22 protein-coding genes and 1 pseudogene are annotated in these 26,010 nt (G+C 46.5%); 22 read left to right on the plus strand and 1 reads right to left on the minus strand.

Annotated features, from left to right (window positions below; translation table 11 throughout):
- Positions 1 to 130: 130 nt before the first annotated feature.
- Positions 131 to 1,033, minus strand: coding sequence for a LysR family transcriptional regulator (locus Pmgp_RS12105; RefSeq protein ID WP_134214246.1), 903 nt, complete (start codon positions 1,031 to 1,033; stop codon positions 131 to 133).
- Positions 1,034 to 1,390: 357 nt separating this feature from the next.
- Between Pmgp_RS12105 and Pmgp_RS12110 the strand changes: the two genes are divergently transcribed.
- The 22 genes and pseudogenes from Pmgp_RS12110 (at position 1,391) to Pmgp_RS12215 (ending at position 25,917) form a co-directional block, all read left to right on the plus strand.
- Positions 1,391 to 3,415, plus strand: a complete 2,025-nt coding sequence (locus tag Pmgp_RS12110; RefSeq protein ID WP_134214247.1) for an alkaline phosphatase family protein — start codon at positions 1,391 to 1,393, stop codon at positions 3,413 to 3,415.
- A gap of 43 nt (positions 3,416 to 3,458) precedes the next feature.
- Positions 3,459 to 4,577 (plus strand): alcohol dehydrogenase catalytic domain-containing protein, encoded by a 1,119-nt coding sequence (locus tag Pmgp_RS12115; protein ID WP_134214248.1) that lies wholly within the window; start codon positions 3,459 to 3,461, stop codon positions 4,575 to 4,577.
- A 14-nt stretch (positions 4,578 to 4,591) separates the two neighbouring features.
- Positions 4,592 to 5,896, plus strand: a complete 1,305-nt coding sequence (locus tag Pmgp_RS12120) for an aconitase X (RefSeq protein ID WP_134214249.1) — start codon at positions 4,592 to 4,594, stop codon at positions 5,894 to 5,896.
- 4 nt (positions 5,897 to 5,900) lie between these two features.
- Positions 5,901 to 6,305 (plus strand): aconitase X swivel domain-containing protein, encoded by a 405-nt coding sequence (locus Pmgp_RS12125; RefSeq protein ID WP_134214250.1) that lies wholly within the window; start codon positions 5,901 to 5,903, stop codon positions 6,303 to 6,305.
- An 82-nt stretch (positions 6,306 to 6,387) separates the two neighbouring features.
- Positions 6,388 to 7,632 carry an FAD-dependent oxidoreductase gene (locus Pmgp_RS12130; protein WP_134214251.1) on the plus strand — a complete coding sequence of 415 codons (1,245 nt, stop codon included), beginning with the start codon at positions 6,388 to 6,390 and terminating at the stop codon, positions 7,630 to 7,632.
- Positions 7,633 to 7,711: 79 nt separating this feature from the next.
- Entirely contained in the window at positions 7,712 to 9,583 is a 1,872-nt protein-coding gene (locus tag Pmgp_RS12135; RefSeq protein ID WP_134214252.1) for an aldehyde ferredoxin oxidoreductase family protein, read from the plus strand.
- 74 nt (positions 9,584 to 9,657) lie between these two features.
- Positions 9,658 to 9,951, plus strand: a complete 294-nt coding sequence (locus Pmgp_RS12140) for a MoaD family protein (RefSeq protein WP_134214253.1) — start codon at positions 9,658 to 9,660, stop codon at positions 9,949 to 9,951.
- Positions 9,952 to 10,097: 146 nt separating this feature from the next.
- Complete coding sequence (locus tag Pmgp_RS12145; RefSeq protein ID WP_134214254.1) at positions 10,098 to 11,456, plus strand: uroporphyrinogen decarboxylase family protein; 1,359 nt, start codon at positions 10,098 to 10,100, stop codon at positions 11,454 to 11,456.
- Between the two features lie 436 nt (positions 11,457 to 11,892).
- Positions 11,893 to 13,995: an acetate--CoA ligase alpha subunit gene (gene acs / locus Pmgp_RS12150; RefSeq protein WP_427910033.1), complete on the plus strand. Its 2,103-nt coding sequence runs from the start codon at positions 11,893 to 11,895 to the stop codon at positions 13,993 to 13,995.
- A gap of 10 nt (positions 13,996 to 14,005) precedes the next feature.
- The gene (locus tag Pmgp_RS12155; RefSeq protein WP_134214256.1) at positions 14,006 to 15,073 is read left to right on the plus strand and encodes a phosphotransacetylase family protein; all 1,068 of its coding nucleotides are present in this window, start codon (positions 14,006 to 14,008) and stop codon (positions 15,071 to 15,073) included.
- Between the two features lie 251 nt (positions 15,074 to 15,324).
- Positions 15,325 to 15,633 (plus strand): annotated as a pseudogene (locus Pmgp_RS12160) (alkaline phosphatase family protein); the annotation flags it as partial.
- Between the two features lie 90 nt (positions 15,634 to 15,723).
- The gene (locus Pmgp_RS12165) at positions 15,724 to 16,047 is read left to right on the plus strand and encodes a thioredoxin family protein (RefSeq protein WP_134214258.1); all 324 of its coding nucleotides are present in this window, start codon (positions 15,724 to 15,726) and stop codon (positions 16,045 to 16,047) included.
- Between the two features lie 523 nt (positions 16,048 to 16,570).
- Positions 16,571 to 17,929, plus strand: coding sequence for an MFS transporter (locus tag Pmgp_RS12170; RefSeq protein WP_134214259.1), 1,359 nt, complete (start codon positions 16,571 to 16,573; stop codon positions 17,927 to 17,929).
- A gap of 445 nt (positions 17,930 to 18,374) precedes the next feature.
- Positions 18,375 to 19,160, plus strand: coding sequence for a sulfite exporter TauE/SafE family protein (locus tag Pmgp_RS12175; protein WP_134214260.1), 786 nt, complete (start codon positions 18,375 to 18,377; stop codon positions 19,158 to 19,160).
- Positions 19,161 to 19,671: 511 nt separating this feature from the next.
- On the plus strand, positions 19,672 to 20,352 hold the full coding sequence (locus tag Pmgp_RS12180) for a LysR substrate-binding domain-containing protein (protein WP_243119828.1): 681 nt from the start codon (positions 19,672 to 19,674) through the stop codon (positions 20,350 to 20,352).
- Between the two features lie 157 nt (positions 20,353 to 20,509).
- On the plus strand, positions 20,510 to 21,694 hold the full coding sequence (dsrA, locus tag Pmgp_RS12185; RefSeq protein ID WP_134214262.1) for a dissimilatory-type sulfite reductase subunit alpha: 1,185 nt from the start codon (positions 20,510 to 20,512) through the stop codon (positions 21,692 to 21,694).
- Between the two features lie 49 nt (positions 21,695 to 21,743).
- The gene (dsrB, locus tag Pmgp_RS12190) at positions 21,744 to 22,802 is read left to right on the plus strand and encodes a dissimilatory-type sulfite reductase subunit beta (protein WP_134214263.1); all 1,059 of its coding nucleotides are present in this window, start codon (positions 21,744 to 21,746) and stop codon (positions 22,800 to 22,802) included.
- Between the two features lie 19 nt (positions 22,803 to 22,821).
- The gene (locus Pmgp_RS12195; RefSeq protein WP_134214264.1) at positions 22,822 to 23,010 is read left to right on the plus strand and encodes a hypothetical protein; all 189 of its coding nucleotides are present in this window, start codon (positions 22,822 to 22,824) and stop codon (positions 23,008 to 23,010) included.
- Positions 23,011 to 23,089: 79 nt separating this feature from the next.
- Positions 23,090 to 23,278 carry a 4Fe-4S dicluster domain-containing protein gene (locus tag Pmgp_RS12200; protein WP_134214265.1) on the plus strand — a complete coding sequence of 63 codons (189 nt, stop codon included), beginning with the start codon at positions 23,090 to 23,092 and terminating at the stop codon, positions 23,276 to 23,278.
- 71 nt (positions 23,279 to 23,349) lie between these two features.
- Positions 23,350 to 24,153, plus strand: coding sequence for a respiratory nitrate reductase subunit gamma (locus tag Pmgp_RS12205; protein WP_243119832.1), 804 nt, complete (start codon positions 23,350 to 23,352; stop codon positions 24,151 to 24,153).
- A gap of 4 nt (positions 24,154 to 24,157) precedes the next feature.
- Entirely contained in the window at positions 24,158 to 25,540 is a 1,383-nt protein-coding gene (gene dsrK / locus Pmgp_RS12210) for a sulfate reduction electron transfer complex DsrMKJOP subunit DsrK (protein WP_134214267.1), read from the plus strand.
- A gap of 59 nt (positions 25,541 to 25,599) precedes the next feature.
- On the plus strand, positions 25,600 to 25,917 hold the full coding sequence (locus Pmgp_RS12215; protein WP_134214268.1) for a TusE/DsrC/DsvC family sulfur relay protein: 318 nt from the start codon (positions 25,600 to 25,602) through the stop codon (positions 25,915 to 25,917).
- Positions 25,918 to 26,010 lie beyond the last annotated feature (93 nt).

Raw genomic sequence — 26,010 nt, forward strand, 5'->3', positions numbered from 1 at the left:
CCATAATCCATGCATAAAACCGTAAAGGGAAGCAACATAACGGTCAGTTAGATGGATGATAATCCCAGTCAATTTTCTTAAGGGGCAAATGAAAAGAAAAAAACACCCCTTTTTGCAGTGGAATCATAGATTAGTAAGATGATTTTAGTACCTTGACAAATTCTTGTGCGGTTGCTAAAAAAGGATGAGTATTTGACCTTACCCACCCATAAGATAATTGTATAGTATTACTTATAGGTATAGAGATAATATCTTCTAAAAGGTAGAAATTCTTCAAGAATGACTTGGAAAAGAATCCTATAGCTATTCCTTCAATAATTACTTTATAAAACAGTTTGGGATTTTCTAACTTTAATATTTTTTTTGGTTCGCCATATTTTTTTAAAAGTTTAACATGCCAGTTCTCGTTAATATCTTCGCCCTGGTGAATCGCCACAGGATATTTCAATAATTGTTTTAATGAAATAGATTTCCTCTTCGAAAGTGGAGAAGACTTTCCTGCGCCAATAACTAGCTTATCGTAAAACAGCCGTTCGAAATAGATTTCTGCCCATTCACAGCTGGTTGAAAACCCATCCGGTATTACAATTAAGCCAAGGTCAGCTTTGCCTGTATTAACATCTAATATTACCTTCTCTGGTAGTTTTTCTTTTACAGTTATATTTACATCGGGATAATTTCTGCTAAAAGTTATCAATACTTTCTGTAATATACCGGCACATATGACAGGCGAGGAAGAAATGCGCAGATTTCCTCTGAGGGTTGGAGTTTTAGGTTCACAAGCTTTAAAACCTAGTTTTAAATCCTCAACAAGTTTTAAAATTTCCCTGCTTTTTTTAACAACCTCCTCACCGTCCTCTGTGAGACACACACCCTGTGTGGAACGGGTAAGCAAGGTAACTCCCAACTCTTTTTCCAGCTTATGAATTGCTTCGCTAATGCTTGGCTGTGACACATAAATTTGTTCAGCAGTAAGACTTATTGATTTTGTTTTAGCTACTTCAGTTAGATAGTATAACTGCTCTAAGCGCATACCAATCCCCCTATAGCTTATTGGGTAAAACCGGAAGCCTTATGCGGAAATTAATTGTATGGGATTTAAATAGTTCAGATATTATTAAAAATTTTATCATAAATAAATAGGATCTAAAATAACAAAAATACACTAAGGTTTTATAAAAAGTATATGTGGATCGCGTGATTTGAGCAGGTTTACCGATCTGCTAGTTTTTCTTAACAATATTCTACCGGATGCTTCTAATTCAGAAGGCCGGTTTTTTCTTTGGCTAAAGGTAATGACTATAACCTTTGGCTTCATATATTAATTGCCGATTGGTAAAAAAATTTTATGAGCCATATAATTTTTATAACAAATTAAGGAGGGATATTTGTGAAAAGAAAAGCGTTAAGCAACAAAATAATTGTGCTCGGTGTGGACGGATTGGAACCGTCTCTGACTAAAAAGTACATGGACCAGGGTAAGCTTCCAAACATCAAAAAGTTTTTAGAACGCGGCGTTGCCAGGGAAGATTTGGTGATGCTCGGCGCGCATCCCACAGTTACACCGCCATTGTGGACGACACTGTCGACGGGCGCATATCCGGAGACGCATGGTGTCACTGATTTCTTCAGGCAGTCGCCGGAAGATTTGGATACAGTGGTTTACAACCTGGACTCCAGGGATTCTAAAGCTGAGCCGCTATGGAACGTTTTTGCGTCCGCGGGGAAAAAGACCCTTGTTTGGCACTGGCCGGGCAGCGCATGGCCCCCAACCTCGGACAACCCTAATTTGCATGTGGTTGATGGAACAAATCCGGTCATGGTTAATATGAGTGTCGCGCTTAAGGACTGGGAAAAAATTATTTATGCTTCAACAGAAATTGAATCGGTTTTATACCAGCCTCACGCCGCTCATAAAGCGGGAGCGGGCTGTATAATCACAGATCTGGAAGTTGATAAAGAAGGCTCTGACGTGTTTGGCGCAGCTTTAGGCAAAAAAGAATTTAAGAATATTATGCTTACTCATGATGACGGAGAGAGGGCTATTGAAAAACTGGCCTTTGACCTGGTTAACTCTCCGATTAAAGAACCAACAGGCTGGGAGCATGCTCCGGCAGGCGCGAAAGAGTTTACCATAGTTACTTCAAATGGGCTTGCCAGAAGACCCGCGTTGATTCTGAAAAACGAAAACGGTGTATATGACCGGGTAGCTGTCTATAAGTCCAAGAAAGAAGCGGAACCCTATGTGACTATTAAAAAGAACGGAGGGTTTTCACCTATAGTTCTTGAAGAGATTAAAGCGCAAGAAGACACATTCACATGTACTAGAACGTATAAAGCTTTGGAAATAGCGCCGGACGGCTCCGAAGTAAAAATATGGATGACCAACGCCTTGGACGCTGAATGTGATACTATGTGGCACCCACAGTATCTGTATAAAGATGTAATCGAAAATGTCGGTTATGTTCCTTCTCTGTGTAACAGCAGCAATACAGACCCATATATGCTTAAGGCGGCAAAACAACCGGCAGCTGAAAGATATACAAAGTGGCAGGCTGATGTATTAAACTACTTAATCGAAAAAGAAAACTATGATGTGATATTCTCGCATGTTCATAATGTCGACTCCCAGGGACATGCCTACTGGTACTACTGTAAGACCAGGGAAGAAGAGCTTGGTAATGACGAGACTGTATATCAAAAATTCATGGAAAACGTTTATATAGATACGGACAGGTATCTGGGACGGTTTATGCATTTATTGGATAAAGGCTGGTCTATAATCATAACTTCCGACCATGGTTTAATCACTCCGGAATATGAATCACCTCTGTTAGCCGATCTTAACGGGGTTAACGCAGGCGTTATGAAAGAGTTGGGTTACACAGTTCTTAAGAAGGATGAAAAGGGCAATATCTTAAAAGAGATTGACTGGGAAAAAACAAAGGCTGTCAACACACGTTCATGTTTCATATGGATTAACCTGAAAGGAAGGAATAAGACGGGTATTGTTGATCCAAAAGACAAAGAGGAACTGGAAAGAAAAATTATAGACGACTTATATAGTTACAGGGATCCCAAAACGGGTAAGCGTGTTGTCGCGTTGGCAGTAAGAAATAAGGATGCGGCGGTATTTGGGCTGAGCGGGCCGGAGACCGGGGATATAGTGTTTTTTGTTGAAGAAGGCTTTAACGCGACCCACGGAGATTCTCTGGCAACTACCGTGGGATATGCGGACACGTCAGTGTCACCGATATTTATAGCGGCGGGCACGGGCTTTAAAAAGGGAGTGTTTGTGGACCGCGTAATACGACAGGTTGATCTTGCGCCGACCATGGCCATACTGGGTGGGGTGAGAATGCCGGCACAGTGTGAGGGCGCCCCGATTTACCAGATTTTTGATGAGGAGATCTAGAACTTTAACTAATAAACTTCAACGGAAGGAAGAGCAAAGCGAAATGAGAGCGGCTATCTGTTACGAATTTGGCAAACCATTGTTGATAGAAGAGGTAACTATTGAACCACCGGGCTCGGGCGAAGTTAAAATCCGTATCGCCGCGGTCGGCATCTGCCATAGTGACCTCCACTTCCTGAAAGGCGAGCACGGGCCTGCTCCACTGCCTGCGGTAGGTGGTCATGAAGTGGCAGGTTATGTGGAAGAAGTGGGAGAAGGCGTCACAGCGGTACAACCTGGCGACCCTGTTGTGGCGTGCCTGGTGGGTTCAGGCTGCGGGCGCTGCTATTATTGTACAATAGGGCTTCCTAACTTTTGCGAGAAACGCAGGATAAAGAGAACCAGCACGAAGGAATTCTTGCTGGCCGGGCCAGGTCATCTTATCAACAAGGACGGAGTGCGCCTTACCCAGCATGCGCCTACCTTTGCCGGCTTCGCCGAGTATACCATTGTTAATGAAGATTATCTGGTTAAAATCGACAGGGATATGCCTATAGATCTGGCGTCTCTTTTGTCCTGCGCCGTCATATCCGGTTACGGGGCGGTAGTCAACCGCGCTAAAGTTCCAGTATCCAGTAGTGTTGTAGTGATAGGTACCGGCGGGGTTGGTCTGAATGCCATACAAGCGGCTTCAATCTCAGGAGCATATCCGGTTATAGCGGTAGATGTCCTGGACAGCAAATTAGAGGCGGCCCGCGCTTTTGGCGCTACACATACAGTCAACACAAGGAAGGTGTCCGACCCAATCGAGGCGGTAATAAATATGACCTACGGCCGCGGCGCTGATTATGTTTTTGTTTCAGTCGCAGGCGTTGAAGTCAAGTATCAAGGACTTAAGATGTCAGGACCACGTGGAATGATTGTTTTCATCGGACACAGCAAGAAGGAGCCTTTAACTCCTTTCGATTCAACTGATGTAATTGGTGGAGAGAGAATGATAACGGGCAGCGCGATGGGAGCGCTCAGACCAAGGATAGATATTCCCCGCCTTATAGAGCTTTATAAGGGGGGCCGTTTAAAACTGGATGAACTTGTCACCGCTCGTTATCCATTTGACCAGATTAACGAAGCGATAGCATCCTCGGAAAGAGGAGAAGCTTTGCGTAATGTGATTATTTTCTAATTTGGAGAAGTAATATGCTGAAATTGACCGATGACGAAAAACGGATGCTTCAGGGCGAAGATGGATTTGTGCCTCAGATCTGCATGCAGTATCTCGTAGAAGTCTGCGAGGTAGCCGGTGCGGAAAAACTGATTGACCTTGACGGCACAGGTGACTTCCATACCCCAATGACATCGATGTCGCCGTTTTATGCGTTCCCTATTGAAGAGCTGAAAAAAATCGTCGACGCCGGAGCCCATTTTAAAATTCCGACTTTTGCCAACAAATCGCCTTTCTATATGCTGCCTCCCGTTCAAGGTTGGGAAAAGTGCAATGTTTGCGCCTCTGGCAATAAGAATTGTCAGCATAATGACCCGGAATTCCATAAGGAAGCCATGTGTGAGGAATGGATTGAACTTTACAGGCGCATGGGCATGATGACAACGCACTCCTGCGCCAACTATATGACTTCTACCTATCTCCCTACGATGGGGCAACACTGCTCCTGGAACGAGAGCTCCGCTGTCCCGTACTGCAACGCCAACCTCGGCGCACGCACGAACATCGACGGCAGCTTTGCCACTTGTTTCCTTGGGAAAGCAGCTTATTATGACATGCACATCACGGAAAACCGGTATGCTACCGTCCTTGTCAAAACAGAAAGAACCATCAAAACAGATATTGAATGGGATGTTTTCGGCTTCGCCGTCGGAGAGGATGTCGGCGTCCATGTGCCTGTCCTGACCGGAACCGGAAAACCGACGACGACACAGATCATGAAGCTCAACTCCGCTATGAATACAGGCGGCGCCGTCCGTATGTACCACATCCCCGGAAGCACGCCTGAGGCGCCCACACTTGAGTTTGCCTTGAATGGCAAGAAACCGAAGCGTGTGACAATGATCGGGGAGGCGGAACTTAAAAGGGCCTACGAGACGCTGAATTACCATACATCGGATGAGGTGGATCTTGTTTATCTCGGATGTCCTCATCTGACAATCGTCGACCTTATGCTGATCGCGCGCAAGCTTGAAGGGAAAAAATGCAAAATACCGCTTTGGATTATGACAGCGCCGTGGCTGTATGATGTCGCAAAGAACATCGGGTATCTCAAAATATATGAGGATGCCGGCGCGCATCTCATGACCGGCACGTGCCCGGCTGCGATGGGCGCCGTACCGGCAGGTGTCAGGAATCTGGCCGTTGACTCTGCAAAACAATCGTATTACATCACCGGACGCTATCCCGACGACGACAACAGGCTGCAGGTCTGCTACGGTTCACAGGACGACTGCGTCGACGCGGCGCTGACCGGCAGATGGCACGGGGAATGGAGATGACAATATGAGAAAGATCAGAATATACGGCCGGAAAGAATACGGTGGCTGTGTGGAAGCCGAAGCACTGGTGTCACCGAAACCGCTGCAAGGATTTGCCAACTGCAACCCGGAAAGAGGCTATACGACGGAGCGAAACCATCCGCTTTTTAAAGTGCCTTACGCAGGCAAAGTTCTCGTCTATCCTTCACCGAGGGGTTCGGGCGGGTTTATGAGCTACGGCAGGGGTCAGCTGAAGCCGGCGGCGTTCGTTCATACCGAAACATGCCCGCTGGCCGTCGCCTGCGCGATGGTCGCCCACATCCCGTCGATGACGGACTTTGAAACAGACCCGATGACTGTCATCGAAACAGGCGATATGGTGCTGGTGAATGCCGACGAGGGATATATTGAGATCACAAAAAAAGATTAGTTTCTTTCCCATACTCCTGCCGTCCAGCCAAGAAAACCGATGCGGCAAAAAACGGCGAGAGGACTGAAAGGAATGATGATTTGTGGAAAAGTTTGTTTTCGAGAGAAAAAGGAAAACGACCATAGCCCTGTCATGCGACGTACTCGTTGCCGGGGGCGGTATTGCCGGCATCGCGGCAGCGATGGCTGCCGCACGGGGCGGCAAAAATGTCGTACTGCTCGAACGCGAATACTTGCTGGGCGGCCTGGCGACGCTCGGACTAGTCACGATCTACCTGCCGCTATGCGACGGCAAGGGGAATCAGCTGGTCTTCGGGATCGGAGAGGAACTCCTGAAGCTGTCCATTGAGCACGGGGCCGAGGCCAATTATCCGAGCGCGTGGCTAGACGGCGGCAGCCTTGAGGAACGGATCAAGAACCGCTACATCACGCAGTTTAATCCGCACCTGTTTGCCCTGAGAGCCGAGGCGTTGCTCAAAACGCTGGGGGTGACCATTCTCTACGGAACCCTTGCCTGTGCCGTCACTTGCGAAGATGAAATGATCACATCAGTCATTGTTGAGAACAAGTCCGGCCGGTCCGCCATTGCCGTGCAGTCCGTCATCGACTGCACGGGTGATGCCGATATCTGCCATATGTCAGGCGCGAAAACAGTACTTCACGAAGGCGGCAACGGATTAGCCAGCTGGTATTATTATTACAGCGGCGGCAAAGTGACACTGAAAATGTTCGGACTGGCCGATATCGTGCCGGATCAGATGCCGCAGAACGCAGGCAGTCAAGAAAAAGATCAGTATAAAGCCAGCAAGGTTGAGAGTCTGGATAAAAACCACCGTTTTTCAGGAGTTGACGGTGAGGAACTCAGCCGTGCCGTAATCGCAGCGCACGGCAAGATGTATGAAGATATCCTGGAACACAGAAAGACCGATAATTCATATGTCCCCGTCACGATATCTGCAATTCCGCTCGTACGCATGTCACGCCGGCTCGTTGGCGCCTACACGATGGATGATACGGAGAACCGTAAATATATGCCGGACAGCATCGGTATGACCGGCGACTGGCGAAAACGCGGGCCCGCTTATGAGATACCGTTCAGAACGCTTTATTGCAACGAGGTAAAAAACCTTCTTGCAGCCGGCCGGGATATCTCCGTCACAGACACCATGTGGGAGATCACCCGGGTCATACCGGCCTGCGCTGTCACCGGTGAGGCGGCCGGCACAGCGGCTGCAATCGGTAACAACTTTCCAAAGCTGGATATCGCCGAACTTCAGAAGCGTTTGACTGCTCAAAACGTCAAACTGCATGTTGACTCACCGCATTAATTTAAAATGTTTCTGCGAGTATGTGACAATCCCAATTAAGGAGTGCCAAGGTTTTTCATTGTGAAAGGGTGTAAAGTTAATGACAGCAGAAGTGCCTGGCGGTTATGGCGGTAAAATCCTGAGAATTAATTTATCTGAAATGAGCACCTCTGTAGAAAGAAAGGATGATACATTCTACCGGAGATATTTGGGTGGCTCCGGCTTTATCTCCTACTTTTTGCTTAAAGAGCTGAAAAAAGGAATTGACCCTCTTGGGACCAGGAATAAACTTGTCTTTGCCAATGGGCCGTTGACGGGAACACCTGTTATAGCGTGTGGCCGTAATGGTGTTGGCGCCAAATCTCCCCAAAGCGGCGGAATAGCCCTGTCGCAGGTGGGTGAATTTTGGGGCGCCCAGCTCAAGTGGGCTGGTTACGACGCTCTAATCATCGAGGGGAAGGCGGCTAAGCCGGTCTATATCTGGATACATGATGAGGAAGTGAGTATCCGGGACGCCGGTCACCTCTGGGGTAAGAATACAAAAGAGACCCAGCAAATGATCAGGTCTGAGTTGGGTGACGATAAGATACGCGTGGCGCTGATAGGGCCAGGCGGAGAAAAGATGGTGCGTTATGCCTGCATTATGAATGGGCTTTTCGACGCCGCCGGCAGGGGTGGCCTGGGTGCGGTAATGGGTTCGAAAAACCTCAAGGCGATCGCGGTTAGAGGCCGCAAAGCGCCACGGGTAGCTGATCCCGCACGTATTAAGGAATTAAATAAATTTTTAAAAGACGCCATGTTTAACAATATGATCGTGAGGGAATGGCACGAATACGGCACAGGTGGTCCCAGCATAGAGACAGGCATGGAGGTTGGCGACCTGCCGGTTCGCAATTTCCGTGACGGAGCATTCCCCGAGGTAAAGAAGATTACCGGAGAAGTTATAATGAATACCATGGGAGTTGGTATGGACGGTTGTTTTGCCTGTCCGGTGCGTTGTAAAAAAGTGTGCAAATCGGAAAAATATTCTATCGACCCCGCCTACGGCGGGCCGGAATATGAAAGCCTGTCCGTATTTGGCAGCAACTGTGGTGTGGATAATGTAGAAGCTATCGTTAAAGCTAACGAACTATGTAATGCGTTTTCGATAGACACCATAGCGACAGGTTGTACCATTGCCTTTGCCATGGAGTGCTTTGAAAAAGGGTTGTTGAGCGTTAAAGACACCGGTGGTATTGAACTGCGGTTCGGCAATGCTGAAGCTATGCTGAAATGCGTTGAGCTTATTGCCAAGAGAGATGGTTTCGGCAATCTGCTGGCTGAAGGTACCGCCTGGTTAGCAAAAAAAATCGGTAATGGAGCCGAGGATTTCGCGGTGCACGTCAAGGGGGTGGAGCCGGGGCAACACGATCCCAGACGCATGCCAAGCATGGGCCTGGGCTTTATGGTTAACCCTCATGGCGCCGACCATTGCTGCAACGTGCACGATTACAAATTTGCTGACGCTAAGAGGATGAAAACCTATAGATATATGGGATTCCTCGATACTTTGCCGGAAGATGATATTGGACCCCGCAAAGTAGCTTTGTTCAAGGTGGAGCATCTCAGGCAAGTGCTGTTTGACTCTTTGCTGATGTGTCACCTGGCCGCGGTGCCTGTGGATCACAAGACTGTTGCTGACATTACGGCGGCTGTTACCGGGTGGGATACCAGTGTTATGGAGCAGCTGAGGGTAGCTGAGAGAATCATGACTATGGCCAGGTTATTCAATATTAGGGAAGGATTGACCGCTGATGACGACAGGCTGCCATTGCGGTTCTTCCAGCCTACAACTGACGGAGCACTGGCGGACAGGTGCCTCGACCCCGATAAGATGGAGAAGGCCAAAAGATATTATTATACTCTGATGGGCTGGCATAAAGAGGGAGTGCCGTTGCCGGAAAAGGTAGAGGAACTTTATATCGGGGAATAAGCGGTTTTAAATAGATACGATTAAATTGCGTTAGTTGAGGGGGGTACTCTTTCCAGAGCGTTGGGGAGGCAAGTATGATCACTGTAACAGTAAAATGGCTTGTCGACTTTGATGGTTTTAAGGGAGCCAGGGGGGAAGAAAGCGTCACTCTGCAAACTCAGGCTACCTGTCGTGATCTTCTGGATCTCCTTTCTAAATCTTTCGGCAGTGAATTTACTGAGAGGATTTTTGATTCTGAAGGTAAGGAACTGAAGGAAGAACTTTGTTTTCTGCTAAACGGCAGGAATATCGCTTCTTTAAAAGGAATGGAATCAGAATTAAAGGATGGAGACCGTTTGTTTATAGTCCCATTTCTAGGTGGCGGGTAGGATGGGACTCTTTCATATGGCTGGATTAACGTGAGTCTGTTCATTAGTACGGCAAAGGCCAAATTTAAAGAAATTTGAAAAGAAGAATCCAGCAATGAAAACTGGTATTAAAACCAATCAGGCAATAAACGACCAGGAGGGTTTTTATGTCAGAGGAAATTAAGAGACTATTTAACCAAAGACTGGGCCGCTACCAGGCGGCCATAGCAATGGAGCCGACTGACCGGGTGCCGACAGCGTTTCAGACTCTCTATTTTGCTATTAAAAACTCAGGCTACAATTATCAGCAGATTATGTACGATCCTGAGATATGGCTCAAGGTTAAGCTTGACTTCTCCAGGAAGTATCCGGAAGTGGATATATTCCGGATTAATTTGCTGTGGGCGCCAAGCTTTGATGTGACGGACTACCGTATCTTTAAAGTACCGGGACGTGATATTTCCGAAAAGTCATTACAGCAGTTTGATGAAACTGAGTACATGAAAGCCGATGAGTACCGGATGTTTATTGATGACCCGGTAGGCTTCAGGATGGAACGTTATTTTCCCAGGGTGTTTGGAGAGTATGAAGGGAAAGGATCTGTTCGCTCCCATATGGCGTTTTTGAAGTCCGGTATGGCACAAGGTATTAACAATGCTATTAATCGTGAAAGAGCTGCCAGATTAGCCTCTGAGGTTGGCATGCCGGTACCAGTTATGGGAAACTTCGTGGCTCCTTTTGATTATCTTTCAGATAGATTCCGTGGACTTAACGGGATTATACGGGACATGTTCAGGCAGCCGGATAATGTGAAGGAGGCGTGCGAGGCGATCCTGCCCGATCTTCTGAATATAACCTTAGCCGGAGCTGACCCACTAAAGCGGTATCCGATATTTGTCGCGACTCATAAGCCCTGCTTCCTGTCGCCTAAGCAGTTCGATGATTTTTATTGGCCAACATTTAAAAAAGGTATGATGATGCTTATTGAAGCGGGCTACACCTTCCGGGTATTCCTGGAAGGCAATTGGGAAGCGCATTGGCACCATATAGCGGAATTTCCCAAGGGAACGGTGCTGTGCGATATCGATAACGGGACGGATATCTTCAAAGCAAAGGAAGCTTTTGGGCACAAGCAATGCATAGCCGGCGGGATGCCGGATCAGACGTTGATTTTTGGCAGCCCGGAGCAGGTCCGTGCCCGGGTAAAACTATTATGCGAGACTGTCGGCAAGGATGGAGGCCTGATTATACGTGGTGGAACTAACGTTCCTGAGGATACTAAGCCTGAAAACTTCCGGGCTTTGCTCGACGCCATCATGGAGTATGGCAGATACTCGGATGGTCCTGCCCCGGAACCCAAATCCATGCCAAAGCCCTCCGGCAATGTAGAGTTTCCTCAAGCTCGCATGATAACGCCGTGGGAAGTCAAAAAAGCTGATTGGAAGCTACCTGGTGATGAGGAACTAATCAGGCGGCCATGGGAGATGTTAGAAAAAATGGCTTATAACTGGCTTATATCCAGGTAAGAAGAAGGCGGATATGATAATAATAAATATTGCGTAAGGGCTGCAAGACTTGATTTGAAACAAAGTATATGAACTTGTGGATGATATAATAAGTCAGGCTATAACAGAGAAAATCTTTGATTGGCTTTTCAATATATTGGGGGCTATGTGTAATCAATTAAAATCAGGCTGTTAACGGGATATAGTTAACGGTCTTTTTTATTAGATGATCTATATACGTTGTGAGAAATGTAATTATATGGTGTTACCCTTATGTTCTATAAAATTATAGGCACTTGCTATAGCGCAGGTGTTTGTATATGATTTTTCGATTACTCATTAATTTATACGAGCTATATAATCTTATATGGTCTAGTCATTATTTATTTAATTGCTTAAAAAATTTAACACTATTTTACGTACTTAGTAAAATGTTGAGCACAAGAGGTGAAATATTCTGATTGGAAAAAGTATATTTGCAGCGCCAGAATCCCTGGCGGTTGTTGGAGCTTCCCCGAAAACCGGTAAAATAGGCAACGTTCTGATGAATAACATAGTCCAAAGCGGCTATAAAGGAAAAATTTATCCTGTCAACCCAAAAGAAAAGGAAATTAATGGGATACCCTGTTTCCCATCTATAACCGGTATTCCTGGAAAAGTTGATACTGCGATATTTTCTGTACCGGCTGGTAAAGTTCTCGATATTGCCAGAGAATGTGGCGCCAAAGGTGTTAAAAACCTGATCGTATTGACGGCTGGTTTTAAGGAGACAGGCCGTGCGGGAGCCGAGTTGGAAAAGAAACTATTATCTCTCTGTGAGCAATACAACATGCGTTTACTTGGTCCTAACTGTGTTGGTTTTATTGATACCCACACCCCAATTAACGCAACTTTTCTCAAAGGTTTCCCACCCCAAGGAGAAATAGCCTTTATCTCTCAGAGCGGGGCAATGCTGGCGGCTATTCTGGACTGGAGCAGGTTAGCTGGTATCGGTTATAGTAAAATTTACAGCCTTGGCAATAAGGCGGACCTCAACGAAGTCGACTGCATCTCCGAAGCGGCGGATGATCCCAATACAAAAGTAATTCTCTGCTATATTGAAGATGTATCCTGCGGGTCCGAATTTTTAAAAAAAGTGACACAGGCCACCCTTAAGAAGCCAGTTATCATCCTGAAGTCAGGCACCAGCCAGGCCGGCGCCCAGGCCGCCTCCTCTCACACCGGGGCGCTGGCGGGAAGTGACCTGGCTTATAACACCGCTTTCAAGCGTTGCGGTGTGTTGAGAGTATACAGCATGTCAGAGCTGTTTGACCTGGCGATAGCCTTTACCAGCCAGCCCGTTCCGAAGGGAGAAAAAATAGCCATAGTGACCAACTCGGGAGGCCCCGGCATTATAGCCACTGATAAGGTTGAGAGCTACGGTCTCTCCATGGCCCGCTTTGCTAAGGAGACCATTGATGAGCTGCGGCTAAACCTGCCTCCTGAGGCTGGCATTTACAATCCGGTGGATGTTCTGGGAGATGCCAGGACAGACCGGTTTAAATTCGCCCTGGAAACAGTTTTAAAGGACGAAAACGTACACAGCGCGGCAGTGCTGTTGTGCCCTGTTGCTGTTACCGAGCCGCTGGAAACGGCGCAAGCCGTTGTTGAACTCAATAAAGCTTACCCTGATAAGCCGCTGGTTGCCGCCTACATGGGAGGGCCGTCACTGGCTGAAGGCGCCAAAGTTCTTTCCGCCGGCGGCGTCCCTTGCTTTACGATGCCCGAACCGGCCATAGCCGCCATGGCGGGCATGTCGATGTATCGCAAGCTTAAGGAGCGTACTGCAGCGGAAATAACAGTAACTGATTTCAAACCTGACCAAAAGACAGTTAAAGCTATATTTTACGATGTCAAAAGGGATAATCGCCTGGCTTTACTTGGCAGTGAAGCGGCGGAAGTGATCGCCGCTTACAGGATTGACACGATTCCCACCGTGTTAACCCACTCTCCTGAAGAAGCTGCGGCAAAAGCAGATGATATGGGCTACCCCGTGGTGTTAAAAGTAGCCTCTCCTAGAATACAGCACAAAACCGATGTGGGCGGAGTTAAAATTGGATTGAAAACAGCCGGTGATGTGAAAAGCGCTTATGTGAACGTCATGGAAAACGTGCACCGGTACTTGCCCAAAGTCATTCCCCACGGTATTGAAATACAAAAAATGGCGCCAAAAGGAATTGAGCTTATTGTAGGAATGAGCAGGGATGTTCAGTTTGGGCCGATGATTGGCTTCGGGCTTGGAGGAATCTACGTGAACCTCTTGAAAGACGTTACCTTCCGGCTCGCGAACGGGATTACAGTCAATGAAATAAAAGAAATGATTAGCGAAACAAAAGCTTATACCCTGCTCAAAGGCTACCGTGGCGATAAACCGGTTGATCTCGAAGCCGTAAGCAAGGTAATCCGGAGGGTGGCCATGCTGGCCGTTGATTTCCCCGAAATTATGGAGATAGACATAAACCCGGTCTTTGCATACGAGCATGGTGTGGCCGCGCTTGATGTTAAAATAACGCTATCATGAGGTGAAACAGATGAAAAACATTTATCTAACCGGAGTGGCGGGCAGCGGCAAAACAGCCGTCGCTCTGGGTATTGCGCTAAAGTTGAAAAAAGAAGGTTGCAAAGTGGCTTACTTCAAGCCGGTTGGAAGCCGCGCCAAGTTTAACGGCGGCGAAGATAACGACGCTTTATTGATGAAAGAGGTTCTAAGTATTAAAGCTGATATCAAGAAGGTTGTTCCCTTTACATTGGGCGCTTCTTACCTTTCCGGGCTGAAGAATCAACAGCAGATACTTGATATCATCAATGAAGCATATGGAGAAATAGCAAGAGGAACCGACCTGGTCATTATAGACGGAGCATCCTTTCCCCACACCGGCGCGTCTTACGGCATTGATGCTATAAACCTGGCCGGATTCTTTAACGCCTCTATTTTAAATATCATTAAACTTGAAAACGACCTCAGTTTAGATCAGGCAATATTTTTTAATGATCACATTAATGCCAGAGGATTAGAGGTCATTGGCCATATCTTCAATAACGTACCCAGGCAATTGATGTCCAAAACTGACGGAATCTTTAAGCCGGTTCTTGAAAAGATGGGCTGCAAAACAGTCGGGGTGATCCCATTGCGCGCTGAAATCGCCTCACCTACTGTTTCAGAGTATTATGAGGCTCTGGGAGGCGAGTTGCTGACAGGTGAAGACGGTCTTGGTTTACTTGTGGAGGAGGTTATTGTAGGCGCCATGACCTTGGAGAGCGCCTTTAGTTATATGCGCCGCTCAGCCAATAAAGCTGTGATTATGGGGGGGGACCGGGCTGATCTGGCGCTGGCCACTCTTGAGACAAGCACTTCGGCTCTAATTTTAACAGGCGGACTTTACCCTGATGTGAAGGTTATTTCTCGCGCGGCGGAAAAAGGTGTCCCGGTAATTCTGGTGCACAGTGACACCTATACCACTATCGAGAAGATTTCGGAAGTATCCAGGCGCATCCCTCCCGGTGATGCTGAAGGTATTAATATTGCGGTGGAAAATATAGAGCGGCACTGCGACTGGCAATCAATTCTTAAATCAATAGAGTCTGATCTTTCAAGTTAGACGACATAAATACTGGGTTAGAAAACAGTATAAATTAATGCAATATATTTGTTGACAATTTATAAAGCATACAAAGACCGGGTTCTTCGTAATAGTCTTTTCGCGTTAGAGGTGTCATTGTGGAAAGCCTGATTCTTTCAGGCTGTCGCTAAAGGCAATAACTATAGCCGCTAGCTTCATATATAAATTGCCAATTGGCAAAAAAATTTTACGCGTAATATAATTTTTTTAATATATTAAGGGGGGAAGCGGCATTAAGGAACAAAGACGCGGCGGTTTTAGGTTTGAGCGGGCCTGAATCCGGTGACATAATCTATTTCGTGGATGAAGGTTTTAACGCAACCCACGGGGATTCTCTCCCGACTTATGGCGGTTATGCGGACACATCAGTATCCCCGATATTTATAGCGGCGGGTGCCGGTTTCAAAAAAGGAGTTTTTGTGGATCGTGTGATCAGACAGGTTGATGTCGCGCCGACCATGGCCATACTGGGTGGCGTGAGATTCCCGGCACAGTGTGAGGGCGCGCCGGTTTACCAAATCTTTGATGAGGATATTTAGAACTGTCATTACAGCTCATTTCGGGCAACTGCAAAAGAATCGCTGCTAAAAATTCGTTAAATTATTCAGAGTAAAGAGGGAGTGGAATTGATGGAACTTAAGAAGCTAAATGCAGTGACTTTTGAAGAAGTAGTGTACGATAACTGTGAAACCTGCCTGGTTGCTTTTTCCAGAAAAAGCTGCCATGTTTGCAAAGAAGTAATCCCGTTAGTCGAAGATATTGCCGAAGAGTATGTTGGTAAATTTGGCTTTTATAGTGTTGATGTAGAGGAAGAAAAAGATTTATACAATAGATTTTCGCTGAGAGGCGTACCTTCGCTCCTGTTTTTTAAAGACGGCGAGTATCAGGGTAAATTAGCGGGTCAACTGGAAGAAGAACAAATCAAGGATAAGATTAATACACTTGTTGGATAAATATTAACTATTTGTATGCCCATTCTTCGGTATTTTTGCAGAAAACACTTGTAAAGAATACCTCCAAATACGATTTTGTTCCTTTAAAATAATAAGCTAATTTTGACGGAGATGAGTTAGAGGTTTGCAATCCGAGAAGAATTGCCTTGGGAGACCCTACTCATCTTGCTTTTCAGGGTTATAGGCAAAGGCAATAACAAAGAGGCTAATATATTATTATCCAATTAGTCAAAAAATTTCACACCGGGTATAATCTATCTGAGGTGATGAGCTAATGATAACTTAATGCAAAAATTGCTATAATTAGTAGTTAATTGTGAAAATCTCCACATGTGCATCCTATAAGTGAAGTAGTGGCAAATATTCTAAAATCAAAATTTAATATCTTGGGTGTATAATTCAATTGAATGATTTTAGGTGGCAGGCAAGGCGTAAGGTATCGTAATTTAACATCATTATTTATTGACTGGGTAAACATCTGTATAGGTCAAATCCATCAGAATATTTTTAATGGAGGGTCATTATGGGTGAGGCAGCGGTTAAAGTAAGCAGTAATCAGTATTTTGACAACGCGCCAATCGGAAAAGTACAGAAGAAATTTCTGTGGTTTGCGGCAATAGCCTATTTCTTCGACCAGATGGATAATAACACTTTCAGTTATGTGGCCCCTAAGTTGAGGGAAGTTATGGGCTTGACGATGAAACAGATCGGGGATATTAACGCTTTAGCTTTCCTGGGCATGTTTTTCGGAGCAATTTTTGGAGGATGGCTGGCAGATAAAATAGGTCGCAAAAATGGATTGTTATCATGTATAGCTATTTTTTCCATTGCTTCGATAGCCAACGGTTTAACAAACAATTATCACATGTTCTGTGTTTCAAGGTTTATGACAGGATTTGGCGTTATAGGTATGGTTGTCATAGCGATGGTGTATATTTCAGAAATGTTGCCAGCTGCTACTAGGGGTAAATATCAAGCTTTAACCATAGCTTTCGGTACGGCCGGTATACCTGTCTGCGCGACATTTGCCAAGTGGGTTATACCTCAAGGCCTTGATGGCTGGCGCTTTGTTTTCATTTTAGGTGGTTTGTCCATTCTGCTTATTCCTGTGGGACTTTCCTGGCTTAAAGAGTCCCCGCGTTGGTTGGTATCTAAAGGGAAGATTTCAGAAGCGGCTAAAATAATTGAAGAGGTTGTTCCAGGCAGAAAGATCGAGTTGGTTGTGGCGGATGAAAAGAAGGCTGGGGTTATTGACGCTTTAAGGGTTATGTTTCATGCGGCATATTTAAAGCGGACCATAGTATTATTCATCTTGGCTAATGGTATAACAGTGGCTATTTTCTTAAAAGCGGCCTGGTATCCCACTTTATTAAAAGAATTCGGATTTACGACCCAGCTTTCTCTAATGATAGCGGCAGTACAGGCCTATGCTTTTCCATTTGGTGACGCGGCGACTTCATTAATATCCGACAGGGGCGGGCGTAAAATTCCTATAATAATTCTTGCGCTCCTATGCGCGGGAATTACACTGATAATGGCTTATGATATGACACCCTGGGTTCAAATGGTCAGCGGATTTGCTAAAACTATGGTTGCCACTGGCGTAATGACCTTGCTGTGGACTTACTTGGCCGAGTCATATCCCACCAAGGTAAGAAGTACCGCCACGGGAATTATGTTCGGTTCCGCCCGGTTGTCGACATCCGCCGCAATGCTGTATATTCCGGCTTTGGCCGTTGCCTACGGAATAAAAGGGATATTTCTCCTCCTGGCGACACTTTATGCGGTACCGGCTATTCTTGTACTGTTCATTGGTGAGAGTACCGGTAAAAGGAGTTTGGAAGATATCAACGCTACAGGAGAAGAGATACTGGCACGGTAAGTTTATAGAAATAACCAGTCAATCCCAGTAAATAAGGGCAAGTTGTAAAAATACAAAATCCCCTCATTTCTGTGGTTATGAGAGAAATGTTTATAGTGGAAGCCCCCCTTTAAACACCAGTAAATGACTGTGGTGGTTCAAACAATGACTACCGCAGTTATTTGCTTGTCAAGTGTAACCCCATTTATTTTTCCTTTAAGTCCTCAGAATTCTCATTGCAGGAATAATTAGCAGCACTGCCTTCTGGGAAATATCTTAAACTCTAATTATCCTGCCACGAAGCTTCCTTTATAAGTTTCTATTATTTTCTCCATTACCACCGGTTATTTCCCCTCCAATCTTTTTCATGATAGACTCACCCTATAAATGCAAATCCCAGCTGAATAATAAATTTAAAAACACCAAATATTTTTGATGAAACCATATCTTACGAGGTATTTACTAAATGAGTTTCTTGATTGGCCTGGCCGCGGGCCTTTTCGGCGGGCTTTTTGGTCTGGGCGGCGGCGTGATCATGGTTCCCCTGCTGGCCGGAATCCTGAAAACGGGACTGCACAAGGCCTCCGGCACTAGCCTGGTGGCGCTGGTTTTCACCGGCGTAGCGGGGACTCTTATTTATGCATTCAAGGGGTCGGTAGATATACTGGCATCTGTGCTATTGGCATCAACCGCCATATTCACTACCAGGGCTGGGGCATACGTAGCCCACGCCCTGCCTGAATGGAAGCTCAAGAGATTTTTCGGGGGGTTTATGCTCCTGGTCACCCTGATGCTGCTCTTGAAGCCTTATCTTAATAGTGGTGACGACCCGGCGGCGGGCTTGCCAAAAATAATAATACTCCTGTTGACAGGCGCCTTAACTGGCTTTCTCTCCGGTATGATGGGAGTGGGAGGGGGTACGATCATGGTTCCCTCTATGGTTGTGTTGGCCGGCATTACCCAGCATACCGCGCAGGGCAGTTCTCTCCTGGCCATGATCCCCGCTGGGGGAGCCGGGGCTTTAACCCAAAGGCGCCTCGGAAACATTGATACCGGCATTTTGAAGGGGCTTATTCCCGGTATTCTTATAGGTACGTACCTGGGAGCAAGTCTGGCCTATATCCTCTCAGAGAGTTTACTTCGCATATTATTCGCGGCTGTTTTAATCTGGACAGGTGTGGGATATTTAAGAACACCTTCTGACAAAGGTGTGGCGTGTAATTATTTTCAGGAAGGCGATAATGAGGGTTAGCAAAGCATAAAGGCATGTATTTATTAATGAGAATAATAAATTATAATACCAACAGGGAGGAATAGCACAAAAATAACCAGCTGCCGCAGCGGCCGTAAAAAGCTTAAACTTGCAGGATTACCAAGGCAGGAGTGTCACTATATCGCATTATAAGAAGCTGCCGCCAATGATAAGCTGAGGTTATAGTTTAAATAACAACATACGATTTTTGTTTTCAGTATAGTGATGCTAAAATAAGCTTAAATAATAGATAGAAAAAAATTTCGGTTTAACCGGGGGGCATGAAAATGCTTGATTACCAGTTGTTTATATTTGTAACAGTAGCGGAAAAAAAAACTTCTCCAGGGCCGCTCAGCTTTTAAATATAACCCAGCCGGCGATTAGCCAGAATATCCAGGCTCTGGAGGACTATTACGGGGCCAAGTTATTTGAAAGGTCCAGTAAAAAAGTTGAGCTGACCCAGGCCGGCGCCGCGCTGTACAGCTGCGCTTCTGAAATCCTTAAGCTGCATATGCTGGCCAAGAGAGCGGTGGCTGACCTGGTAGAGATGGTTACGGGAGAACTGAGGATTGGAGCCAGTTTCACCATAGGTGAATATGTTTTGCCGCGAGTGCTGGCAGCGTTTTCAAAAAAATATCCCCAGGTTAAATATTCAGTAACTATTGGCAATACAGAATTAATCCATGAAAGAGCCCTGGAAGGTTCAATAGATCTCGGGGTAGTTGAAGGACACATTGAGGATAAACAGCTCATTATCGAAGAATTCTCACAGGATGAGATGGTCTTCATCGTTTCAAAACAACATCCCCTGGCTAAAAGCAAATATATAACACGTGAGGATTTAGAGAACGAAACTTTTATTATGAGGGAAGAGGGATCCGGCACCAGAATCGCGCTGGAGGAAGTTTTGCAGGAGATATCCCTAAAACCTGTTAATCTTATTACACTGGGAAGTACCCAGGCGATCAAAGAGGCTGTGGAAGCGGGAATGGGTGTGGCCATGCTTTCAAAGTGGGCGCTGCGCAAGGAGTTGAAGCTGGGCACTTTAAAAATAATCAGGATCAAGGATTTGAAGAAAACACGCAGCTTTACCGTTGTCAGACGTAAAGAGCGTTTTGAGTCCAAGGCTTGCTACGAATTCAGAAAATATATTATGAACGGCGGAGCCAGTGAGGTCTTAACGCTGGTCTAATTTAAAGACTCTGTATTTGTCTTGGATATCAGTATATTTTCATAATAAAGTATTCCTATTGATCAACAAATGTTACTAATATAATAGGAGGGTGATATAAAGTCTAATCATAAAGACCGGTGTTTTATACTGTATTAATAACTTTGGAGGTGTAAGAATGAGCGAGGATAAAAAAACTCCTCTCTTGGATGAGCTTGAAAAAGGACCATGGCCGAGTTTTGTTACTGATATGAAAAAACTGGCCGAAAAAAAGCCGGCCGTCAAGGATGTTCTTGACCAGCTCGAGTTGTCCTACGCTGAAAAGAAAGGACACTGGAAACACGGCGGTATTGTAGGTGTTACCGGTTACGGCGGCGGCGTTATCGGGCGTTATTCAGACAAGCCTGAGGAATTCCCCAATGTGGCGGAATTTCATACTATGCGTATTAACCAGCCCAGCGGGTGGTTTTATACGACTGACGCGCTGAGAGACATTCTCAAGACATGGGACAAATTTGGCAGCGGCCTCACCAATATGCACGGCGCCACCGGTGATATCATACTCCTGGGCACTACCACCCAGAATTTGCAACCCGCTTTTAATGAGTTTAGTGAAAAAGGTTGGGATCTCGGCGGCTCCGGTTCGGACCTGCGGTCTCCAAGCTGCTGTGTCGGACCTGCCAGGTGCGAGAACGCCTGCATCGATACCCTGGATATCTGTTATAACCTTACCCAGGAGTTCCAGGACGAACTGCACCGCCCAATGTGGCCTTATAAATTTAAAATAAAAGTATCCGGATGCGCTAACGACTGTGTTGCCTCTGTGGCTAGAGCAGATTTCTCTATTGTCGGCACCTGGCGTGACACATTGAATATCGACCAGGCAGAGGTAAGGGCCTATGCCAACAACGGATATGACATAAAAGGCATGGTAGTGGAAAAGTGCCCCAGCAACGCGCTTGAGTGGGACGGCAAGACCCTTTCCATAAAAAGTGAAGAATGCGTAAGATGCATGCATTGCATCAATAAGATGCCGAAGGCTTTGAGTGTCGGCCAGGAAAAAGGCGCCACAATTCTGATCGGTGGTAAAGCCACTATTCTAAAATCGGCCTTCCTTTCGTGGGTACTTGTTCCTTTTATGAAGATGGAACCTCCTTATGACGAAGTAAAAGATCTTTTGCGGAAGATCTGGGAGTGGTGGGATGAGAACGGCAAGATGCGTGAGCGCGTCGGAGAGTTAATTTACCGTAAAGGGATGCGCGTATTCCTGCGTGATATCGGACTGGATCCGGTGCCGCAGATGGTTGCCGCCCCCAGGGCCAACCCGTACTTCTTCTGGTGGCCTGAGGAAATCAACAAGTAAATCAATTGGTAAACGAAGAAAAAATAAAACATAAGGAGAGTGAAGAGAAGTGCCTAAAACAGATCTGGGGCCTCCAAATTACGAGCAGTTTCTTCCTCCTGTAATAAAGGAAAACTATGGCAGTTGGAAATATCACGAAATAGTCAAACCAGGCGTGTTAAAACATGTTGCGAAGAGCGGCGATGTATTATACAGCGTTAGGGTGGGTTCCGCGCGTCTGCTCAGCATGGATAAGATCCTGGAGTACTGCGACATAGCTGATAAATACTGTGGCGGTTATCTCAGGTTCACCTCCCGTCACAACGTAGAGTTTCTGGTATCTGATGAAAAGAATGTTGAACCGCTGCTGAATGAATTGAAAGAAAAAGGATTACCAGTAGGCGGCACCGGCAACAGCCTCAAAAATATTATCCATACCCAGGGCTGGGTACACTGCCACTCCGCGGCTACGGACGCTTCCGGCATCGTGAAGGCGGTTATGGATGAAATTTATGACTACTATACATCAATGACCTTGCCCGCGCCGCTCAAAATTTCCCTGGCCTGCTGTCTGAACATGTGCGGAGCGGTGCACTGCTCGGATATAGCTATTCTGGGCATTCACCGGACCCTACCGAAGATCAACCACGAAATGGTTCAGAAACAGTGCGAGATCCCGACTCTAATCGCGAGTTGCCCCACCGGCGCAATCAAACCCAACCCAAAACTGAAGAGTGTGGAAGTCAACCCCGAGAAATGCATGTACTGCGGTAACTGCTTTACTATGTGCCCGTCCATGCCGATTGCCGACCCGGATAATGATGGTGTGGCGCTGCTGGTTGGCGGTAAGGTCTCCAATGCCAGGACTGGCCCGATGTTTTCCAGGCTGGCCGTACCTTATCTGCCGAATAACCCGCCCCGCTGGCCGGAAGTTGTTGATGCGATTAAGAACCTGATTGACGTGTGGGCTGCCAATGCCAGGCCGGGCGAGCGGTACGGCGAGTGGATCGACAGGATAGGCTGGGAGTCTTTCTTTAAGCTGACAGGTTTGCCGTTTACAGACAAACATATTGATGATTTCATCTTCTCTGTACCGTCATTCAGGAGTACCACTAACTTCAAGTGGTAATAAACCAGGGGGTGAAGAATTGAGTGAGGATCTGAGGGCAAAAGTTATTGAGTATCTCGGTAAGGTTGATAAAACTAAAACCAGGGACATGGCCGATAACCTGAAAGAAAAGAAATCAGATGTGGACAAGATTGTCAAGGAACTAGCTAAAGAAGGTAAAGTGGAATTTCTGTATATCGGTACTTCCTACGTGAAACTAGTCAAGTAGCACAGGGATGCCAGACTAAGGCTGCCACCCGTCGCGGCAGCCTTAGTTATAAAAAAAAATTAAGAGGAGGCTCGCAAATATGTATATGGTAAACATTGACAGTGATAGCTGCCAGGGTTGTGGAGAATGTTGCGGGGCTTGCCCGGCAAGTCTGTTGTCGCTGGAGGATGGAAAAGCTGTTATGAGCGGTGAACCTTCCGACTGCTTAGGCTGCGAGACCTGCGTCGCTTCGTGCCCGCACGATGCCGTAACCGTAACCGAGCTTTAGCTGCTTTAAAGTATTGAATGATTTGGTCTTCCAGGTTTTGCTCACAGGAGGTGTGCACCCAATTGTCTTTTATGATCTTACAAGTACTTCCTTACATCACTGTTGTCATATTTACCGCTGGAGTTATCTACCGTTTGGGCCGGTGGGCCGGAGCCAGGATTGTTCACAACATTACTTTGAGCACTCCCAACTTTGCGTCTGGGGTGACCGGCGCCGTGGCGGAGGCAGGAACTGAAATAGTCTTATTTAAAAGCCTCTTCAACCTTAACCGGGGCTTATGGGTAGGGGCCTGGCCGATGCATGTCGCCCTTGGGGCTATTCTCGGCGGACACTTGACGGGCATTTATTTTTTAGGCAAGCATTTTGCTTTCATACCCGGCATAACCGAGCATACCAGTGAGCAAATGTCCAGCTATCTGGGACTCATCTTCGGAATTTTGATCTTTTTGGCTTTACTTTACCTGTTATACCGGCGCCTGGCGGTTGATTATGTAAAGAAAGTCAGCCTGACCAGTGATTACCTGCACCTGTTACTCCTGATAGCGATAGTTTCCGTAGGTAATTTTATGCGCCTGTTCCCGGGTGTTGGTATAGAATACGCCCCGGTAAAGGAATATGTTACCCAATTGATCCTGCTGCAGCCAATTCCCGCCAACGCTGAGGTGCTGCATAAACCGCTGTTTGCTACACATTTACTTCTGGTGCAAATATTAATGGTAGTATTTCCATTCAGCAAACTGATGCACCTTTTCGGTATGTTCGGCAACAGATATATCCAAAACCGGCCTTATCAGAACCCTGCGCCGGGCATGACCGGGCCAGACTTGTTGAAGAACGTGCCTGTTGTGGAAGCTCGTTGGGAAAGGGGAGTGTAAGCTAATGCCAGCCGTTAAAGGTTTATCCCAGCCTGTTAGGGCTAATGAAAAAGAACTCAAGTCCTTACACATACTCCCTGTGCCTGATGACAAAAAGGTAGAAGTAGCCCTGCAGCATCTGGATGAGATGCGTAAAAAATACCGGTCATTTGTTTATGCCATGGAATCCTGTGTTAAGTGCGGGGCCTGCGCCGAGAACTGCCATACCTACCTTGGCACCAGGGACCCCAACAACATACCAACAAATCGCGCGGATCTGATCCGCAAGATTTATAAACGCTATTTTACCCCTGAAGGACGGTACTTCGGAAAACTGGCAGGGGCGGAGGATCTCAGTCTTGATGTTATAGAACAGTGGTATTCGTATTTTTACCAGTGCAACGAATGCCGCAGGTGCGCGGTTGCCTGCCCGTTTGGCATTGATACCTGTGAGGTTACCTTTATCGGCCGTCAGATCCTGACCTGGCTGGGCCTAGTGCCTAAGCTGCATGCCGGGGGCGGTATAGCGATGGCAAAGACGGGCAACCACGTTGGGCTGTTGAAACCGAGTATCGAGGACACCCTGGAGTTTCTGGCTGAAGAATGCCAGGAAGAATTCGGTGTGGAGGTCGAGTTCCCGGTAGATAAACCAGATTCAGATATCTTGTATATACCATCTTCAGCTGATTTTCTCGTTAACCCGTACACCCTGATGGGCGCCGCTATGTTCTTTAAATACATTGGAGCTAATTATACGATACCCAGTATTGTCACGGAAGCCGGCAACTTTGGCTATCTTTTTGACCAGAGAGCTACCCAGCGGGGCAATGTCAACCGATTGCTGGAGGCGGCGGAAGAACTTGGCGTGAAGAAAATTGTTTGGGGTGAGTGCGGCCACGGCTGGCGTGCCGCCAAGATGTATATCCCTACCATGGCGGACAAACCGGTGCGCTGGCCTATTACTCACCTGCATGATGAGACCTCCTACTATGTCAGAACGGGTCAATTAAAGCTGGATCCGTCTAAAAACAGCCAGCCGGTCACATTGCATGATCCGTGTAATTATGTGCGCGCCTGTGGTATGGCGGAGACCTTGAGAACGACTATGAGGGCCTGTGTCGCCGATTTCCGGGAAATGACACCAAATAAGCACCTTAATTTTTGCTGCGGCGGAGGTTCAGCTATACTGTTCGACGATCCGGAAATGTATCAGCTGAGAATAAAATTTTCACAGAAAAAAGCCGATCAGGTTCGGGCTACCGGTGTAGACGCTAATGGCGACGGCATTCTCTGTGCCCCGTGTTCCATCTGTAAAGCACAGCTTTATCCCATGGTTGAAGAGCACAAACTGGGGGTGGAGGTAAAAGGCCTGATTGATTTACTGGGCAAGGCTTTGGTGTGGGATTAATAAAAAATTGATAGTCGGCTAAATACTAAGGAAAAAATTGAAATAGGAGGTGCCTACTTATGGGGACTATAAACGTCAAAGGTAAAGAGATTGAAGTAGACGAGGATGGTTTTCTTGTAGATCCGTCTGATTGGAATGAAGATGTGGTAATGGCATTTGCCGCTCTGGAAGAAATTGATGAGCTGACTGATGAACACTGGAACATCATCAACTATCTGCGTGACTACTTTAATAAGTTTCAGACTGCCCCGATGGTAAGGAAGCTTTGTAAAGAAACCGGCTGCAGCAACAAGCACATGTATGAGCTATTTCCTTCCGGGCCGGCCAAAGGGGCCTGTAAACTGGCCGGATTGCCAAAACCGACCGGTTGCGTGTAATGAATAGGAAACCCCAGTAAGTTGTATTTTTGAGGACTATCAAGTCCTCAAAAATACAACCGGCCTGTTGTTGTAGGATAAAAAAGCATTTTG

It is taken from the genome of Pelotomaculum propionicicum (genome assembly GCF_004369225.1).
Classification (GTDB): Bacteria; Bacillota; Desulfotomaculia; order Desulfotomaculales; family Pelotomaculaceae; genus Pelotomaculum_B; species Pelotomaculum_B propionicicum.

Bases quoted from the DNA above. Each gene is read 5' to 3' on its own strand.
- Pmgp_RS12170 (WP_134214259.1), top strand. From the start codon at position 16,571: ATGGGTGAGGCAGCGGTTAAAGTAAGCAGTAATCAGTATTTTGACAAC.
- Pmgp_RS12155 (WP_134214256.1), top strand. From the start codon at position 14,006: ATGAAAAACATTTATCTAACCGGAGTGGCGGGCAGCGGCAAAACAGCC.
- dsrK (WP_134214267.1), top strand. From the start codon at position 24,158: ATGCCAGCCGTTAAAGGTTTATCCCAGCCTGTTAGGGCTAATGAAAAA.
- Pmgp_RS12105 (WP_134214246.1), bottom strand. From the start codon at position 1,033: ATGCGCTTAGAGCAGTTATACTATCTAACTGAAGTAGCTAAAACAAAA.
- Pmgp_RS12115 (WP_134214248.1), top strand. From the start codon at position 3,459: ATGAGAGCGGCTATCTGTTACGAATTTGGCAAACCATTGTTGATAGAA.
- Pmgp_RS12205 (WP_243119832.1), top strand. From the start codon at position 23,350: ATGATCTTACAAGTACTTCCTTACATCACTGTTGTCATATTTACCGCT.
- Pmgp_RS12180 (WP_243119828.1), top strand. From the start codon at position 19,672: ATGCTGGCCAAGAGAGCGGTGGCTGACCTGGTAGAGATGGTTACGGGA.
- Pmgp_RS12200 (WP_134214265.1), top strand. From the start codon at position 23,090: ATGTATATGGTAAACATTGACAGTGATAGCTGCCAGGGTTGTGGAGAA.
- dsrA (WP_134214262.1), top strand. From the start codon at position 20,510: ATGAGCGAGGATAAAAAAACTCCTCTCTTGGATGAGCTTGAAAAAGGA.
- Pmgp_RS12120 (WP_134214249.1), top strand. From the start codon at position 4,592: ATGCTGAAATTGACCGATGACGAAAAACGGATGCTTCAGGGCGAAGAT.
- Pmgp_RS12145 (WP_134214254.1), top strand. From the start codon at position 10,098: ATGTCAGAGGAAATTAAGAGACTATTTAACCAAAGACTGGGCCGCTAC.
- Pmgp_RS12165 (WP_134214258.1), top strand. From the start codon at position 15,724: ATGGAACTTAAGAAGCTAAATGCAGTGACTTTTGAAGAAGTAGTGTAC.
- Pmgp_RS12215 (WP_134214268.1), top strand. From the start codon at position 25,600: ATGGGGACTATAAACGTCAAAGGTAAAGAGATTGAAGTAGACGAGGAT.
- Pmgp_RS12125 (WP_134214250.1), top strand. From the start codon at position 5,901: ATGAGAAAGATCAGAATATACGGCCGGAAAGAATACGGTGGCTGTGTG.
- Pmgp_RS12135 (WP_134214252.1), top strand. From the start codon at position 7,712: ATGACAGCAGAAGTGCCTGGCGGTTATGGCGGTAAAATCCTGAGAATT.
- Pmgp_RS12175 (WP_134214260.1), top strand. From the start codon at position 18,375: ATGAGTTTCTTGATTGGCCTGGCCGCGGGCCTTTTCGGCGGGCTTTTT.
- Pmgp_RS12140 (WP_134214253.1), top strand. From the start codon at position 9,658: ATGATCACTGTAACAGTAAAATGGCTTGTCGACTTTGATGGTTTTAAG.